Annotated in this window: 14 protein-coding genes; all 14 read right to left on the bottom strand. The window is 37.3% G+C overall.

Features of this window, described 5'->3' with window-relative positions; translation table 11 throughout:
• Positions 1 to 41: 41 nt before the first annotated feature.
• Positions 42 to 977 (bottom strand): ABC transporter ATP-binding protein, encoded by a 936-nt coding sequence (locus tag ESZ47_RS07590; RefSeq protein WP_148606257.1) that lies wholly within the window; start codon positions 975 to 977, stop codon positions 42 to 44.
• A 2-nt stretch (positions 978 to 979) separates the two neighbouring features.
• Positions 980 to 2,029, bottom strand: a complete 1,050-nt coding sequence (locus ESZ47_RS07585) for an ABC transporter ATP-binding protein (protein ID WP_148606255.1) — start codon at positions 2,027 to 2,029, stop codon at positions 980 to 982.
• A gap of 15 nt (positions 2,030 to 2,044) precedes the next feature.
• Positions 2,045 to 3,070 (bottom strand): ABC transporter permease, encoded by a 1,026-nt coding sequence (locus ESZ47_RS07580; protein WP_148606253.1) that lies wholly within the window; start codon positions 3,068 to 3,070, stop codon positions 2,045 to 2,047.
• A gap of 11 nt (positions 3,071 to 3,081) precedes the next feature.
• Positions 3,082 to 3,999, bottom strand: a complete 918-nt coding sequence (locus tag ESZ47_RS07575; protein ID WP_148606251.1) for an ABC transporter permease — start codon at positions 3,997 to 3,999, stop codon at positions 3,082 to 3,084.
• Between the two features lie 83 nt (positions 4,000 to 4,082).
• Positions 4,083 to 5,720 (bottom strand): peptide ABC transporter substrate-binding protein, encoded by a 1,638-nt coding sequence (locus ESZ47_RS07570; protein ID WP_148606249.1) that lies wholly within the window; start codon positions 5,718 to 5,720, stop codon positions 4,083 to 4,085.
• A gap of 351 nt (positions 5,721 to 6,071) precedes the next feature.
• Complete coding sequence (locus ESZ47_RS07565; protein WP_148606248.1) at positions 6,072 to 6,731, bottom strand: amino acid ABC transporter permease; 660 nt, start codon at positions 6,729 to 6,731, stop codon at positions 6,072 to 6,074.
• 10 nt (positions 6,732 to 6,741) lie between these two features.
• Positions 6,742 to 7,383, bottom strand: a complete 642-nt coding sequence (locus tag ESZ47_RS07560; RefSeq protein ID WP_148606246.1) for an amino acid ABC transporter permease — start codon at positions 7,381 to 7,383, stop codon at positions 6,742 to 6,744.
• Positions 7,383 to 8,249: a transporter substrate-binding domain-containing protein gene (locus tag ESZ47_RS07555; protein ID WP_148606244.1), complete on the bottom strand. Its 867-nt coding sequence runs from the start codon at positions 8,247 to 8,249 to the stop codon at positions 7,383 to 7,385. Before ESZ47_RS07555 ends, ESZ47_RS07560 begins: the two co-directional genes overlap by 1 nt.
• A gap of 86 nt (positions 8,250 to 8,335) precedes the next feature.
• A complete protein-coding gene (locus ESZ47_RS07550) occupies positions 8,336 to 9,073 on the bottom strand; it encodes an amino acid ABC transporter ATP-binding protein (protein WP_148606242.1) in 738 nt (245 codons plus the stop codon).
• A gap of 189 nt (positions 9,074 to 9,262) precedes the next feature.
• A complete protein-coding gene (locus ESZ47_RS07545) occupies positions 9,263 to 11,062 on the bottom strand; it encodes an ABC transporter ATP-binding protein (protein ID WP_148606240.1) in 1,800 nt (599 codons plus the stop codon).
• A complete protein-coding gene (locus ESZ47_RS07540) occupies positions 11,046 to 12,827 on the bottom strand; it encodes an ABC transporter ATP-binding protein (protein WP_148606239.1) in 1,782 nt (593 codons plus the stop codon). Before ESZ47_RS07540 ends, ESZ47_RS07545 begins: the two co-directional genes overlap by 17 nt.
• An 84-nt stretch (positions 12,828 to 12,911) precedes the next feature.
• Positions 12,912 to 13,922 (bottom strand): YdcF family protein, encoded by a 1,011-nt coding sequence (locus ESZ47_RS07535; protein ID WP_148606237.1) that lies wholly within the window; start codon positions 13,920 to 13,922, stop codon positions 12,912 to 12,914.
• 87 nt (positions 13,923 to 14,009) lie between these two features.
• Positions 14,010 to 15,104: an aspartate-semialdehyde dehydrogenase gene (locus ESZ47_RS07530; RefSeq protein ID WP_148606235.1), complete on the bottom strand. Its 1,095-nt coding sequence runs from the start codon at positions 15,102 to 15,104 to the stop codon at positions 14,010 to 14,012.
• Between the two features lie 9 nt (positions 15,105 to 15,113).
• Positions 15,114 to 16,226 (bottom strand): alanine racemase, encoded by a 1,113-nt coding sequence (gene alr / locus ESZ47_RS07525; RefSeq protein WP_148606233.1) that lies wholly within the window; start codon positions 16,224 to 16,226, stop codon positions 15,114 to 15,116.
• Between the last annotated feature and the right edge of the window lie 98 nt (positions 16,227 to 16,324).

Here is a 16,324-nt window from a genome sequence, read left to right as displayed (position 1 = left end):
AATTAAATAAAAATCGAACACAAAATATGTCCGATTTTTATTTATTGTTGTTCTAGTTTATAAGCAGCAGCTTCTTCTTCAGTCGCCAAGACAAAGTGTCCAGGATTGACTTCCAACATTGTACGCTCTTTGCCATCTGTTTCAATACTTGAATCATAGTCAATGTGCTGACGATTACTTTCTACTTCTGGATCTGGGACAGGAATAGCAGATAGCAAACTTTTTGTATAAGGATGCAAAGGATGATTATATACGGCATCTGCGGTACCAATTTCAAGCAGTTTACCCCAATGCATCACACCAATACGATCTGAAATATACTTCACCATCGACAAATCATGCGCAATAAACAAGTAAGTTAATGAATGTTTCTTTTGCAATTCTTTCATCAAATTAACTACCTGTGCCTGAATTGAAACATCTAAAGCCGATATTGGTTCATCAGCAATGATAAACTTAGGATCCACAGCCAAGGCTCGTGCAATTCCAATACGTTGACGTTGTCCACCAGAGAATTCGTGTGGATAACGAGAAGAATGATCTTTATTTAAACCAACTAAGTCCAACAGCTCTTGAACCCTATTGTTTCGTTCATCATTAGACTTAGCCAAATGATTCACATCAATACCTTCAGCAATAATATCGCGAACCTTCATACGCCCGTTCAAACTAGCTTGTGGATCTTGAAAAATCATTTGCGAATTCTTACGAAATTCTGAGAGCTGTTTACCTTTTAATTTAGTAACGTCTTTCCCATCAAAAGTAATCGTCCCATCTGTAGGCTCATATAACTTTAAAATAGTACGGCCAATAGTTGTTTTCCCAGAACCCGATTCACCAACCAAGCCAAATACTTCACCTTCATAGATATCAAAACTCACATGATCAATAGCTCGAACCTCATTTGATTTACCTTTATTAAAATATAGCTGTAAATCTTTCAACTCAACCAATTTCTTTGGTGTTTCTTCAGTCATGATTAAGCCTCCTGCCCTTGTAATTCTTGCCAATGTGCCCAACGAGTCAAAATTTGCTTTGGTGGTGTCACTTTTGGTGCACGTTCATCCAATAACCAAGTTGCAGCATAATGTGTATCACTGACTTTAAAGAACGGTGGTTCTTCACGGCTATCAATTGCTAGTGCATATACGTTACGAGGTGCAAAGGCATCTCCAAGGGGAGGTTCTAGCAAATCAGGGGGGGTACCAGGAATAGCTTGTAATGAGCCTTCTTCAGTATCAGTTGTTGGCATAGAATTTAACAATCCCCACGTATATGGATGTTGTGGATTAAAGAAAATCTCATCAACCGTACCATATTCGACAATCTTTCCTGCATACATGACCGCAACTCGATCAGCCATGCCGGCAACAACACCCAAATCATGGGTTATGAAAATAATTGAAGAATTTGATTCTTTTTGTAATTTCTTCATTAAGTTTAGAATTTGAGCTTGAATGGTAACATCCAAGGCCGTTGTCGGTTCATCAGCGATTAAAATCTCGGGATCAGCAGCTAAGGCAATAGCAATAACAGCACGTTGCCGCATACCACCCGACCACTGGTGCGGATAATCATTGATATGCTCTTCAGCATCAGGAATACCAACACCCTTCATTAATTCTAGTGCACGTGCCAAAGCCTCTTTTTCGCTTATACCGCGATGTTTCACTAGTGGCTCAGCAATTTGATGACCAATTTTCATCGTTGGATCCAAACTTGTCATTGGATCTTGGAAAATCATAGCAATTTCATTACCACGAACATGTTGCCATTCTTCTTCGGTCAATGCCAATAAATTTTTATCCTTAAACAATAAGCGACTATTATCTGGAATACTAGCATTTTTAGCATTTAATCCCATTAAAGTTTTCGTGGTCACTGATTTCCCAGACCCTGATTCACCAACAATTGCAAGTGTCTCTCCTTCATTCAAATCAAATGAAACGTCACGAATAGCTTTTACAGTACCAGCATAGGTATTAAAGTTGACGTGTAAGTTTTCAACTTTTAAAATTGGATTACTCATTTATACATGTACCTCTTAATCTTCACTTGCACGCGGATCAAATGCATCTCGTAGTCCATCACCCAATAGAATAAATGCTAACGAAATCAACACCAAGACAGCTGAAGGAATTAGAATTTGATAAGGATAAAATTGCAACATACTTTGAGCATCAGAAATCAATGATCCTAACGATGCCGTTGGTGGCTTGACCCCCAAATTAATCGCCGACAAAACAGCTTCAAACATAATAGCATTGGGAACCGTCATCATAATTTGAACAATAATCGTTCCAGCCATATTTGGTATCAAATGCTTAATAGCAATTTTAGTAGAACTTTCTCCTAACGATTTTGCAGCTAGTACATAATCACGTTCTTTCAGAGAAAGCGTCATATTACGAACTTGCCGCGCCATACTCAACCACCCCGTCAAAGCTATGGCAATAATAATAGATGTCACACCACTTCCAAGTAACAAACCAATCATTGTAACAACAATTAGATTGGGGACAGATGACATAATTTCAATAATTCTTTGCATCACAACATCAATTGTGCCACCTTTCCAACCGGAAAAAACGCCATAAGAAACACCTATAAGCAAATCAATTAATGTAGCTGAAATAGCGACTAACAAAGAAATCCTCAGGCCAACGATAACTCTTTTTCCTAATGAACGACCAATTGTGTCTGTTCCAAATAGATAATTCTTTTTCACATTACTATTTGCATATGGATCTGTTGACTCAGTTGCGCCAGGCTCTTTTATTTTACCGTTCCAACCAGGAATAGGTAATCCTGATTTAGGTGGCAAATTCTTGTATTTACCAACATTATCAGAATCAAATGAATTCGCATCATTTTGTGTCACAAAGATATTTGACACAATAGCGAACCCAAGAATAAATATCAAGAACCACATTGATACTACTGCTAGTTTATTTAATTTTAAGCGGCGCCAAGCATCTTGCCAAAATGACAAAGCTGGTTTAGCAATATGTTCGTTGGCATCAGAGCTTTTTGCGCCAACAATGACAAAATCTTCAGTATTTGCAGCCATCATGAGCCTCCTTATTGCAAACGAACACGCGGATCAACAATAGCCGTCAAAATATCCGTAATCAAAATCATAACCATCAACATTAGGGCATAAACAATTGTGGTACCCATAATTACTGGAAAATCTTTTGTGGGAATAGACGAAACAAACTGTTGTCCAATACCTGGAATTGAAAAAATATTTTCAATCAAAGTTGAACCTGTCAATAAACCTGCTGCCATCGGACCAATTAATGTCAAAACTGGAATCATCGAATTACGGTAAGCATGTTTATTAACAATTTCTTTTTCACTAAGCCCTTTTGCGCGTGCTAACTGCACATAATCTGAACTTAAAGCTTCTATCATCTCTGAACGAACAAAACGTGTCACAATTGCTGCAGGGCCAACAGCTAACGCAATCGTTGGTAACACAGATTCAGAGAACGAATCTCCCCAACCAGAGACAGGAAATAGTGGCCATTTGAACCCAAACAAATACAAGAGAATAATTGCTAAAATAAAACTTGGTACTGAAATACCTAAGGTTGATACAACACCTAAGGTACCATCAATTTTATTATTTTTATTTCGCGCAGAGATTGCCCCCATGAATAGCCCAGCAATTACACCTATGACTAATGCTTGTGCGCCAAGTTGAGCAGAGATTGGTAGACGCTGACCAATCAACATACCGACACTTTGATTTTGATACTGGAACGATGTTCCAAAATCACCATGAGTAGCGTTAATCATATAATTAAGGTATTGATGCCAAAGTGGCAAATCCAACCCATACGCCTTATTCAATTGCGCAATCATTTCTGGTGTCAACTTTGGATTATTAAAAGGCGTGCCAGGCATGATTTGCATCAAGAAAAATGTCGCCGTAATAACCAAAAATAACGTGAAGATCAAAAGAATTAATCGCTTTAAAATATATTTCAACATAGTCTTATCTTTCTAATAAATAAGAATTGACAATCGTCAATTCTCATTTTGATTAAATATAGGTTAATTCTACCATAAATCGCTTACTTACGATAAGCATACTTCAAGTCCATATTCAAACCAGTAGTATTAATAATTATATCCTTAACGTTTGAACGAGATAATGCGTACTTTGAGCGGAAGTATAATGGATTAATGTTAGCATCTTTATACAATGCTGCTTCCGCTTCTTTATAATCCTCATCTCTAGCTGAAGCATTCAATGCATCAGTAGTTTCGGCCTTTTCAACCGCTTTAGTATAAGCGCTATTCTTAAATTGACCGTTGTTATAAGAAGCACCATCTTTAAACAAATCATAGAATGTTGATCCTTCTGGATAGTCTCCACCCCAAAGCGATACAACGGCATCAAAGTTTTGAGTTTGTGAGTCAGACAAACGTTGCTTAAATGGTACAAATTTTTCGTTAACCGTCAGTCCTGGCAAGGCTTTTTCCATAGAACCCTTAAGGTAATCCAAGGTTGATTTACCAGCAGGAGAATCAGCATCTGTGGTAATGGTGAAACTCATTTTCGTTTCACCAACTTCCTTTAGTCCTTCAGCAAATAGCTTGGCAGCAGCGGTTGCATCATATTTATATCCTGGTGCAACATATGCAGCCAAATCTTTACCAGATGCTGTTTTAGCTAATCCTTCTGGTGCCAAACCTGTTGCAGCAGTAGAAATACCAGATGTAACTTGATCCGTTAATTCCTTACGATTAGTGGCCAAGTTCAAAGCCTGTCGAATCTTCGTGTTAGCTAAGAATTTGTTCTTACCAGTTTGATTATATTCAATATAACTTGTTGTTGCTTCAGGCTGTTTTACAACATCCTTATTATTTTTGTTGGCTTTATATAATTCAGGTGTATCAGATATGGTTGTACGATCTAGCTTACCCTGCTTATAAAGTTGAACAGCGGTTTCCGGCTTTTGAATAACTTGCCATGTAATTTCTTTCGTCTTCACACTCTTAGCATCCCAATAATTATCGTTCTTGACCATCTTGAACTTATTATTTGTTCCATTCCACCCCTCAAACTTATAGGGTCCTGAATAGATTTGTTTAGCAGATGTCGTACCATACTTCTTACCCTGCTTTTCGACAAAGCTTTGCTTTTGTGGCATAAAGTTAGCAAAAGTTAGCAAATATTCAAATTGCGGTAATGGTCGTTCTAACGTAAAGACAACCTTATTGCCGTCAGCCTTAACACCGAGGTTTTTTACATCTTCCTTACCAGCTACAATCGCATCAGCGTTTTTCACACCGGATGATAGATAGGCGTATTGAGAAGCAGTCTTAGGATTCACAATACGTTGCCATGAATACACAAAATCTTCGGCAGTTAATTTTGAACCATCAGAATACTTCAACCCACTTCTAAGTGTTGCAGTATAAGTTAACCCATCTTTAGAGACTTTAACGGATTTTGCCAAATCAGGAACCGTCTTACCTTTAGCATTGACGCGTAATAGGTTAGATCCTGTATTACCAATAACTGTACCAGAATATTGGTCTGTATTTTTTGATATGTCCAACGTCTGAATCGGTGTTGGAAATGTGAGGTTAAGCGTATCTTTATCAGAACCGTTTGAACCGCCCCAGAGACCAGCTGCGCGCGTTCCAGCACCGGCAACAACCACAACGGCCGCACCAATCGCCCATTTTTTCCATGTATCCATGAAGATATATCCTCCCGATATACTTTTTAGTGTATTAATGATTTTTAGTTTACCACGTCGTTTTCTCATTTGCAACTCATTTATATTAGAGTTTAATATTTTGTTGCAATTTTAAAAAATGTTAGGAATACTAACAAAATAGACCATTACAGCAACTTTATATGCTAAAAATCCTATTATTATTTTTAAATTTCTAATTTTTGCTACATTAATAAATTGATTAGGTTAAGAATAAAATAAAAAAAGTATGATTTTTTAAGTTTATAGAGAATAATATTAAACGCTTCACATCAAATGTAAAGCTTATTCTCTAAGAAAAAATCATACTTTTATTAAAAATGATAAATGCCTTTAAGCTAATCGGCGATCAAACCACTTAGCAATTAACGATAGGCCATAATTCAACAAGAAGTAAACCAATGTAATTGCAATCAAAACCGGAATAATATAAGTGGAATTTTGAGCATATACAATTTGCCCACGGTATGTCATTTCTGATAAGACAATACCCATTGCAAGGCTTGTATCTTTAACCAATGAAATCAATTGTGAAATAATTGGTGGAATCATTTTCTTATACGCTTGTGGCAAAACAATATAAACCATTGTTTGAATATTCGTTAGTCCATTTGCACGGGCGCCTTCAAATTGTCCCTTATCAATAGATTCTAAACCACCGCGTACAATTTCAGCAAGCATCGATGATTCAAATGTACTCATTGCAACGACTGTCGCCCAGAATATTGGTAAGTGAATACCAAGTTTGGGTAGCGCAAAATAGACGAAGAAAATAATTAACAATAATGGTAAATTACGAATAATATTATTAATTGTACCAACGAATGTAGAAAAATATGGAATCCGCTCAAACTGAACAATGCCAATTATTGAACCAGCAATGAAACTTAAGATAACCGATATAACTGATACGCCAACTGTAACGCCTAATCCACCCAACAAATATTGGACGTTTTGCGGTGTAAAGGCGTCAAAAATTCCTAATGTAACCATACTGTCCTCCTTATGCTGCGTGTTTTAGTCTACGTTCAAGATTTTGCATGTAATAACTTAGTGGTAATGTAATCACAAGATAAAAGATTGCCACCACTATATACGTGGTGAATGTATCAAATGTAGTAGCAGCCACCATATTTCCTTGATACATTAAGTCTAGACCACCAACAAAGGCCAAAATTGATGAATTTTTAACCAAATTGATAAACTGATTACCTAGTGAAGGCAAGGCGATTTTGAATGCTTGTGGTAAGATAATGTAACGCATACTTTGACCAAAAGATAGACCATTTGCACGCGCCCCTTCCATTTGTCCATTATCAACAGAGAGGATACCCGCACGAACTGTTTCAGCAATAAAAGCTGATGTATATAATGATAATGCGATAGTTCCAGCTGCAAACCCATTCATTGGGATAACCTTAGCAACAACTAGGAAGAAGAAGAAGGTAATAATTAATAATGGAATGTTGCGAAATACTTGCACATATACATTACCAATTTTTTGCGCCCATTTTTGTGGCAAAATTTGTAAAATAGCAAAGAATGTGCCCAAAATCATGGAAATGATTAGTGCAATAATACTTGATAATAAAGTATAGCCAAATCCTTGCAGGAACGTTGGGAAATTATTTTGCAGTAAACTCATTATTTCGCCTCCAATTCATGCCAATCAAGTCCTGGCACATCACTGAACCACTTCTTAATTAATTTATTATAGACGCCGTTTTTCTTAATAGTTGCTAGCGCCTTATTAGTTTCTTTAACCATTGGTCGTTGGTTATTATCAAAGGCAATACCATAAGGACCGTGGGTAAATGTTCCACCTACAATTTGATAATCTGGGTTCTCCGTAGCAAACCCATACAAGATAGCATTATCAGTCGACATTGCTTGACCTTGACCTGCTTTTAATGCCTGCATACCAGTGGCATAGTCTTGCACTGCTAATATTTTAGCCTTTGGTGCAAACTTTTTGGTTTCTTCAGCTGCAGTGGTACCAACAACCACAATCACCGTATATTTTGAGGCATTCATATCTTTGATCGACTTAATACCTGAATCTTTCTTAACCAAAATAGACTGTCCAGCATCAAAATATTGATTGGTATAATCAATTATTTTTTCACGCTCAGGTGTAATTGTCATTGTTGATACAGTGCCATCAATGTTAGTATTCTTCAACAATTGTATTTTTGAAGATGAAGACACTGGTACAAATTCTGCAGAGAGTGGTACGCCTGTTTGTTTTGATATTTGCACGGTTAACGCTTTAGCTATATCAACATCAAACCCTTCTGAAATACCTGTCTTTGTATTCATTAAACCAAATAATTTTGTGTCAGACTTCACACCCCAAACAATTCGACCTAGTTTCTCAACACGTTGTAAAGTATCTTGGTGTTCTTCATTTTGTTTAGCAGCAGCTGTGGCCCATAATAAACCAAGGACAATAACGGCAGCTAAAACGATTGTAGCTATAATACCAAACTGTCTTTTTTTAGCTTTTTCCATAGTAACATCGCGCAAAAGGAAATATAACAAAGATTGTAAACTTTGCTATATACATCCTAAAACGCATTCCTCCAAATCTAAAAATTTTATTTGTGATCAACTTGACTCAAGAACTGTTGCGCACGCGGTTCTTTAGGATTATTAAAGAATTCTTCGGTCGTACTATCTTCTAATATTTCACCGTCAGCCATAAAAATAACACGATCGGCAACAGCTTTGGCAAAGCTCATTTCGTGCGTAACCACCAGCATAGTCATCGATGAATCTTTTGCAATATCACGCATAACATCCAAAACATCACCAACCATTTCTGGATCCAACGCCGACGTTGGTTCATCAAATAGTAAAGCCTTTGGCTTCATTGCTAGTGAACGGGCAATAGCAGCACGTTGTTTTTGTCCACCAGATAATTCTGACGGCATATTGGCTGCTTTATCAGCTAAGCCAACTTTATCCAACAAAGCCATGGCTGTGGCCTTATTTTCTTCTTCACTCCGTTTCAAAACTAATCGTGGCGCAAGCATTACATTTTCTAAAGTAGATTTATTGTTGTATAGATTGAAATGTTGGAAAACCATACCAACATTCTTACGAATACGATTGATATCAGTCTTAGGATCATGCAAGTCAAATCCATTAACCAAGAGATTGCCCTCTTGTATTTCTTCTAATCCATTGATTGTACGAATTAACGTTGATTTTCCTGAACCTGATGGCCCGATAAGTACCACGGTTTCACCCTTATCGATTTTCAAATTAATATTCTTTAAAGCATGGAACTTACCGTAATATTTTTCTACATTATTAAATTCTATCATTGACATTAATCAATTCTCCTTTTCCCTAACCACAAGCGCTAGATTGCGCAAAGGATATTAGCAGGTTTTCCCAGCTTCCAACATCTTCTAAAAATTAGATGTCTCTAAGTACCATTTTACGCATACTTATTCAATTTAGTCAAAGTTATATGTAAGGTTTTCTGACAGGGGATAACTCACATACAACATATTTTCTTATACAGCAGCCTCATTCTGAACACCTTGCAGTCTGTATAGATCATAATATCTCCCATGCATAGCAAGTAATTCGTCATGAGTTCCACGTTCCACAACCTCACCTTCATCAAGTACCAAAATTAAATTAGCGTCTTTAATAGTGGAAAGACGATGCGCAATAGCAATCGTTGTTCTATTTTGACGCATCTTAAGCAATGAATGCTGAATTTTTGCTTCTGTTTCGGTATCGATATTAGCTGTTGCTTCGTCTAGAATCAATATCTTTGGATCTGCTACGATAGTACGTGCAAAACTTACCAATTGCTTTTCACCAGCTGAAAAACTCGACCCACCTTCTTGAACCTTCGCATGATAACCATCATCTAGTTTTTCAATAAATTTGTCAGCGCCAACAAAGGCCGCTGCTGATTTGATTTGATCATCTGTAATTTGCTTATTATACATGCGAATATTGAAAGCAATGTCACCATAAAACATGAATGGGTCTTGCAAAACCAAGCCCATTTTTTTCCGCAAATTATTCATGGAAATATCACGAATATCTTGCCCATCAATCAAAATTTCTCCAGATTGAAAATCATAAAAACGCATCAAAGTATTAATCGTTGAGCTTTTCCCAGAGCCAGTATGCCCAACTAAAGCAACTGTATCTCCCGGATTAGCAGTAAAAGTCAAATCTTTTAAGATTGGATGTGTACCATCATAACTAAAATTAACATGCTTAAACTCAATTTTACCATTAATAATATCACCTGCAGCATTTAGACTCTGCTTGGGTGCATATGCATCATTGTTTAAGATACCTAAAACACGATACCCTGAAACTAATCCTTCCTGGAATGGACTAAATAAATTCATGATACTTTCTAAAGGACTAAAAATATTATTTAAATAGGTCGTAAAAGCATAAATAGTTCCTGCTGATACAATGGTTTGTATAGAAAGCTCTCCAAAATACCATAGAACTAATACTGTTGCCCCACCAAGTAGCATATCAATCATTGGTTCCAATAATAATGCATCAGCCTTAATCATTTTAAAACGCGCATTAAAATATTCACCATTAATTTTACTGAACTCCTTTTTAAAACGTTCTTCTTGATAAAATTCTTGAATAACATCAATACCCGTAACGCTTTCTGCAATCTTAGCGTTTAAAGCAGACAAACGCTCGCGCATGTGGCGAAATAGACGCGATGAAAATCGCTGATAAACCATAATACTGGTAATGATAAACGGTACAACAATCATCATAAGCAATGTGGCTCGCATATTGATTGTCCACATACCAATATAAGCACCTATCATACTCATAGCTGCAAACGTTAATTGCATGAAAAATCGCCAAAAATCAGTTAACGATGCTGTATCATTATTCACCCGTGTCACTAATGAACCAGCTGGCATTTCATCAAAAAACTTCATGCCCAGAGTATGCAACTTTTTAAATACACGTATACGCATATCCTCAAGCGCATATTCACCAGCTACCGTGAAGTAATAAGCATTCAAGGCATCAGTAATTGCCTGCAAAATACGGATAACCGCAACTAAGATTGCAAAGCTAATCATAATTTTAAATGGTACGTTACTTGTTTGATGCAAATAGTTACTCATATAGTAAGAAATGACACGTGGTGCAGCAGCTTGCAATAACGCAAAAACAGCGCCAATAGCAAGTGCCCAAACAAACATTGATCGAAAAGGTTTGGCCATTTTAATCAATGTCCAAATGACATGTATCTGTTCTTTAACGGGTATGCTTTTAGACCAAACTGATTTATTCTGTTCCGACATCACCATCCCCTTTACCTGATAAATTCTCTTCAAATGTTATCGCAACTTGTTGCTGCTCATACATGTGAGCATACCATCCTTGTTGTGCCACTAATTCATCGTGTTGCCCACGCTCAACAATTCTACCTTTATCAAACACAACAATTTCATTCGCACTTATCACTGAACTAATACGATGTGCCACAATGATTGTTGTTTTTTCTTGACGTGTCTCTTTCAAAGTACGTAGAATTTGCTTTTCGGTTCGTGCATCAACAGCCGATAAAGCATCATCTAGAATTAAAATTTCAGGATTAATAATTAGCGCACGAGCAATAGCTAACCTTTGCTTTTGCCCCCCTGATAAGCTCACACCGTGTTCACCAACCTGTGTATCATACCCCTCAGGAAAATTAAAAATATCTTCATGCAAAGCAGCCATTTTAGCAGCTTCCTCAACCTCTGCTTGTGTCTTATTAACGTCAGCAAATCGAATGTTATCCCTAACAGTAGTTGAGAATAAAAAGTTTTCTTGTGCAACGTATCCTATAGCTTTACGATAAGCGCTTAATTTATATGCTTTAATATCTTTATTGGCAAAAGTAATTTTCCCTGAATAATCATCAAATTGACGTAATAGCAACTTAACCAATGTTGTTTTACCAGAACCAACGCGACCAACGATACCAAGCGTATCTCCAGCACTAATTTTCAAAGAAACGTCATTTAATACATTGGCAGCATCATCCGGATACTCAAATTGATCAATATTAATTTCAATATCACCATGCGTAACAATTTCATAGCCCTTTTCATCTTCAATAATAGCTGATTTCTCAGATAATATTTCTTGTACACGCATGTATGAAGCATTGCCACGTTCTAAAACATTAAATAACTGGCCCAAGCCAAACATTGGCCAAACAAGCAAACCAAGATATGTTGAAAACGACACTAGTTGACCAATAGAAATTGTATCACTTAGTACCAAACTACCACCATAAGTAATCATAACAACGTAACTAATAGTCATCACTACGGTAGCCATTGGTCCGAATAATGAATCAATAAATGCTACCTTCTTATTAATTTGAATTGTTTTTTGAACTTCCGTATTGAAGGCGTCTACGTCTAAATTTTCTTGTCCTAATGTTTTAATCGCTTTAATTCCAGCAATTGATTCTTGTGATTTATTAGATAATCGTGAGAATGCTTCCTGCGATGCAGTAAAAGCCCGCCGCATTTTTGGCGATAAATACCATACACCTCCCGCCAATAAAGGTAAAGGTAATACGCCTATCAAAGTTAGGCGCCAATCAACCACAATAATCATCGAAATAACTGTAAAAATAATAATAACAACCGAATCAACTAACATTAGCACGCCACCAGAAGCAACACGCTGAACAGCAGATAAGTCATTAGTTGCATGAGCCATTAAATCTCCAGTTCGTTTTCGTTGGTAAAAGGTCGTATCCATTTTTAAATAGTGGTCAAACAGCTTTTGACGCAACGTCTTTTCAAGTAGTGCCGAACCTTGAAAAATATGTGTTATCCACATATATCGAAAAATATACATTAGAATAGCAAAAAACAAAATGCTTCCTGCATAAAAAAACAACTGATTCATAGTCATTTGTCGGGAGACAATCACATCAGTAAAATGACCTATTAGCGCTGGAGACACCATCTGTGATACTTCTGTAAAAAACAAAAATGATAGTCCTAATATATAAAGCTTCTTATGCTCTTTAAAGAACCACATCAATTTTCCAAAAATAGTCATAACTTCTCCCAAACAATATCATTACAAAAAAGATTAAATCTATCTAAATAATATACCATATTTAGATAAGTTTTTTTATTTTATTCATATAAATTTAATCAAAACAACCAATAAACTAATTAAAGCCCATATAGTAGCGAAAATGACATGTTCTCGTTGATATAAACTCATAACACCGGCAAACTCTCTTATAAAAGCTACCGTCCGATAGGATAATCGCGTATGACCACCACGACCTTGTGCACTAATACCCAATTTTTTTGTAAGCAAGGCACCACGTAAAACATGGTATTCGCTGGTATAAAATGTGAAAGATTTATTAATTAATTTATCTGTGTTCCTTAAATTCTCATACGTATTTCTTGATTGGTCTTCTAGTAGTGTTTTCTCCAACGGCACTTGATACTTTTGGACAGCAAAGTCGCGCATAGCTTGGGCTTCGGTCACTTTTTCATCCGGACCTTGGCCTCCAGAGAAAATAATCAAGGGATACTCTACCATGCTATTCGCATCTTCAATAGCTGCTTTGATACGATTACCGACAATACGACCTACAAAACGGCCATCCACTAATCCACCACCTAAAACTACGAGTGGTCCTCGAGCCGGCTTCTTGATAACAAGACCATAAAACAAGCTACTAATCACAAAACATAAAAACTGACAAAAAACATAGCTTGCTAAACCAGAAATCACAAAAGATACAAGTACTATCGAGGGTAACCAAAATACTTTTGCAATTAATACGACCAAATCAGTAGCCACATATAAAATCAACATCGCTGACAATATTAATTTTGATTTGGCATGATGCCATTTCTGCCAACTATGATAACTATAGTAAGATAAATTCAATACAAGAATTAATCCCATCACATTACTAAGTACAAGGCACCACATAGTATTCCGATATATGATGGTTCCTACTGCTGTTTGAGGGTACAAAATAATCAACACACTCAAAAACAATAAAATAACTAGTGCCACCATATATAATCCCAAACGTAAACTTGCCGGATTTATTTTTATTTGGCGCCAAAACATAAGCGCCACTATACTCATCGTTAAGAGTAAAACTAATATAATTGCTATCATACGGATATTGTAACATGATATATTTCAACTATCTGATATGAGCACTTCTCACTATACAAAAAAAGCGCATAGCGCTCTTCCATATATCTAATCCTCAGAAAAATTGTTTACTGCACTTTCTGGCACACGGACTAAATTCAAGGCTACTAAACGCTCAGCAATTTGAACGGTATTCCAAGCTGCCCCCTTAAGTAAGTTGTCTGAAACAACCCACATATGGAAACTATCATCATTTTCCAAATCGGGGCGTACACGACCAACAAATGTCTCTCTCTTCCCTTCAGCGTTGATTGGTTGTGGATACAACTGTTCCTTGGGGTTATCTTCCAAAACAACACCCGGTGCTTTACTTAAAATCGACTGGATGTCGCCAGAAGTAGCCCCTGTGCCTGCCTCTGTTTCAAAATATACTGCTTCTCCATGACCAATTGGTACAGGTACACGAACCGCAGTTCCTGTAACCTTTACGGCTTTAGAATTTTTATCGCCAAACATAATCTTTTTCGTTTCATGAATCATTTTCCACTCTTCGTGCGTGTAACCATCATCTTCGAATACATCAATCTGTGGTAATAAATTATACGCCAATGGGTAATGATGCTCAGCATTCTTAACTGGCAGAATATTCGCATGCATTTCTTGCCCTGCATTATGTGCAGTTGTTTCTGCCACTAATTCTTCCCAAGCGGATTGCCCTGCGCCAGAAGCAGCCTGATAAGTTGAAACAATCACACGAGTTAAGCCATATTTGGCTTTAATCGGTGCTAAAGCAACCACCATTTGGATTGTCGAACAATTAGGATTAGCAATAATTCCTTGATGATTTTTTAGCGCTTCCTCATTGACCTCAGGTACTACTAAGGGCACATTGTCATTCATACGCCACTGACTAGAATTATCAACAACTACTGCACCACGCTTGATTGCTTCAGGGGCAAATCGAGCAGAAACTGAGCCACCACCACTAGCTAACACCAAGTCTACACCAGTAAAGCTTTCTGGCGTTGCCTCTTCAACAACTACATTCTGGCCTTGAAATTGTAGTATTTTCCCGGCCGATCGTGATGAAGCTAGCAATTTAATACTTTTGACAGGAATTGTTGATTGTTCCAATTGCTCAATAAGTCGTGTACCAACGGCACCAGTTGCGCCAAGAATGGCGACAATGTATTCTTTAGTCATTATTTTCTCCTAATTTACTAAAACACGATGTATTCTTGCTTGTAATCCTGTTGTCACTTCCCATGGTGCTAAATCCGCATGTTGTGCAACATCTTCGATGGTGTTTTCTAAGCCACCATCTTTCCCAATCAAGGTGACAGTCGTTCCTTCTGGATATTCATGAGGTAAACGTATCATTAGTTGATCCATTGCTACTTGTCCGACAATCGGCGCATACTGACCATCTATAATGACATTGAAGCCCATCAATTTCCGTACCCAACCATCGCCATACCCAATTGGGACAGTTCCTATCCATTCATCTGTACTGGTAGTATATTTGTGTGAGTAACTAATTCCCTCGCCTGCAGGCAATCGTTTAACAAAGTTAATTTCACTACGCAACGCCATAACTGGTCGCAAATTTTTGCCATCAGCTAATTCACCACGAGAAGGTTCAACGCCATAAATAACAGTTCCAACACGAACAACTTCATGCGGTACTTCAGTCGCATGGTACATCGTAGCACCGGAATTAGCCACATGATAATACTTAGGCTTAGGTAATCCGTCGGTTAATTGATGCCAGCGTTCTAGTTGCATTTCAAAATATCGTGTATCTGCTGAATCTGATTCAGCAAAATGTGTAGACAAACCAACGTACTCAAACTTATCATTGTGATTACGAACAAATTGGATAGCTTCAGCCAAAGTATCTCGATCTCGAAAACCAATGCGACCCATGCCAGTATCAATACCTATAGTTACTGGTAATGGCTGTTCTCCAGTTAGATTTTCTTCTGCTATTCGTAGCCAATCTAATGATACCACCGTTGCCATGATGTGCTGAACGGCCATTAATTCTGCATATTGAACTGGTGAAATACCTAAGATCAAGATTGGTGCAGTAATACGTTGATGCCTTAATGCCAATGCTTCATCAAGCACAGCCACACCTAACCCATAAACGCCACCAGCTACAGCAGCCTGAGCCATGGGAACTAACCCCATACCATATGCATTGGACTTTACCGTCAAAAAAACTTTATCGGCACCCGAAACATCTTTAACGGTTCTTATGTTATGCGCAACGGCACCTTTTGATATTTCAAGGCGTGTTGGTCTTGTTACTGCTTCTACCATATTTTAGTTCATTCACAGATATCTATGAATGCCTTTCCCTCCTCTATATACTAAAAAATCCATAGCGCACAAAGTGACAGCTATGGATCCCAATTAAT

The sequence above is a fragment of the Leuconostoc litchii genome (assembly GCF_008107645.1).
Lineage (GTDB): Bacteria > Bacillota > Bacilli > Lactobacillales > Lactobacillaceae > Leuconostoc > Leuconostoc litchii.
Note: the sequence above shows the minus strand (reverse complement) of the source record. Positions and strands in the feature narration are given on the sequence as shown.

Coding starts and splice junctions, on each gene's coding strand:
- ESZ47_RS07570 (WP_148606249.1), bottom strand. CDS start 5,720: ATGGATACATGGAAAAAATGGGCGATTGGTGCGGCCGTTGTGGTTGTT.
- ESZ47_RS07555 (WP_148606244.1), bottom strand. CDS start 8,249: ATGGAAAAAGCTAAAAAAAGACAGTTTGGTATTATAGCTACAATCGTT.
- ESZ47_RS07575 (WP_148606251.1), bottom strand. CDS start 3,999: ATGTTGAAATATATTTTAAAGCGATTAATTCTTTTGATCTTCACGTTA.
- alr (WP_148606233.1), bottom strand. CDS start 16,226: ATGGTAGAAGCAGTAACAAGACCAACACGCCTTGAAATATCAAAAGGT.
- ESZ47_RS07530 (WP_148606235.1), bottom strand. CDS start 15,104: ATGACTAAAGAATACATTGTCGCCATTCTTGGCGCAACTGGTGCCGTT.
- ESZ47_RS07550 (WP_148606242.1), bottom strand. CDS start 9,073: ATGTCAATGATAGAATTTAATAATGTAGAAAAATATTACGGTAAGTTC.
- ESZ47_RS07560 (WP_148606246.1), bottom strand. CDS start 7,383: ATGAGTTTACTGCAAAATAATTTCCCAACGTTCCTGCAAGGATTTGGC.
- ESZ47_RS07535 (WP_148606237.1), bottom strand. CDS start 13,922: ATGATAGCAATTATATTAGTTTTACTCTTAACGATGAGTATAGTGGCG.
- ESZ47_RS07545 (WP_148606240.1), bottom strand. CDS start 11,062: ATGTCGGAACAGAATAAATCAGTTTGGTCTAAAAGCATACCCGTTAAA.
- ESZ47_RS07540 (WP_148606239.1), bottom strand. CDS start 12,827: ATGACTATTTTTGGAAAATTGATGTGGTTCTTTAAAGAGCATAAGAAG.
- ESZ47_RS07585 (WP_148606255.1), bottom strand. CDS start 2,029: ATGAGTAATCCAATTTTAAAAGTTGAAAACTTACACGTCAACTTTAAT.
- ESZ47_RS07580 (WP_148606253.1), bottom strand. CDS start 3,070: ATGGCTGCAAATACTGAAGATTTTGTCATTGTTGGCGCAAAAAGCTCT.
- ESZ47_RS07590 (WP_148606257.1), bottom strand. CDS start 977: ATGACTGAAGAAACACCAAAGAAATTGGTTGAGTTGAAAGATTTACAG.
- ESZ47_RS07565 (WP_148606248.1), bottom strand. CDS start 6,731: ATGGTTACATTAGGAATTTTTGACGCCTTTACACCGCAAAACGTCCAA.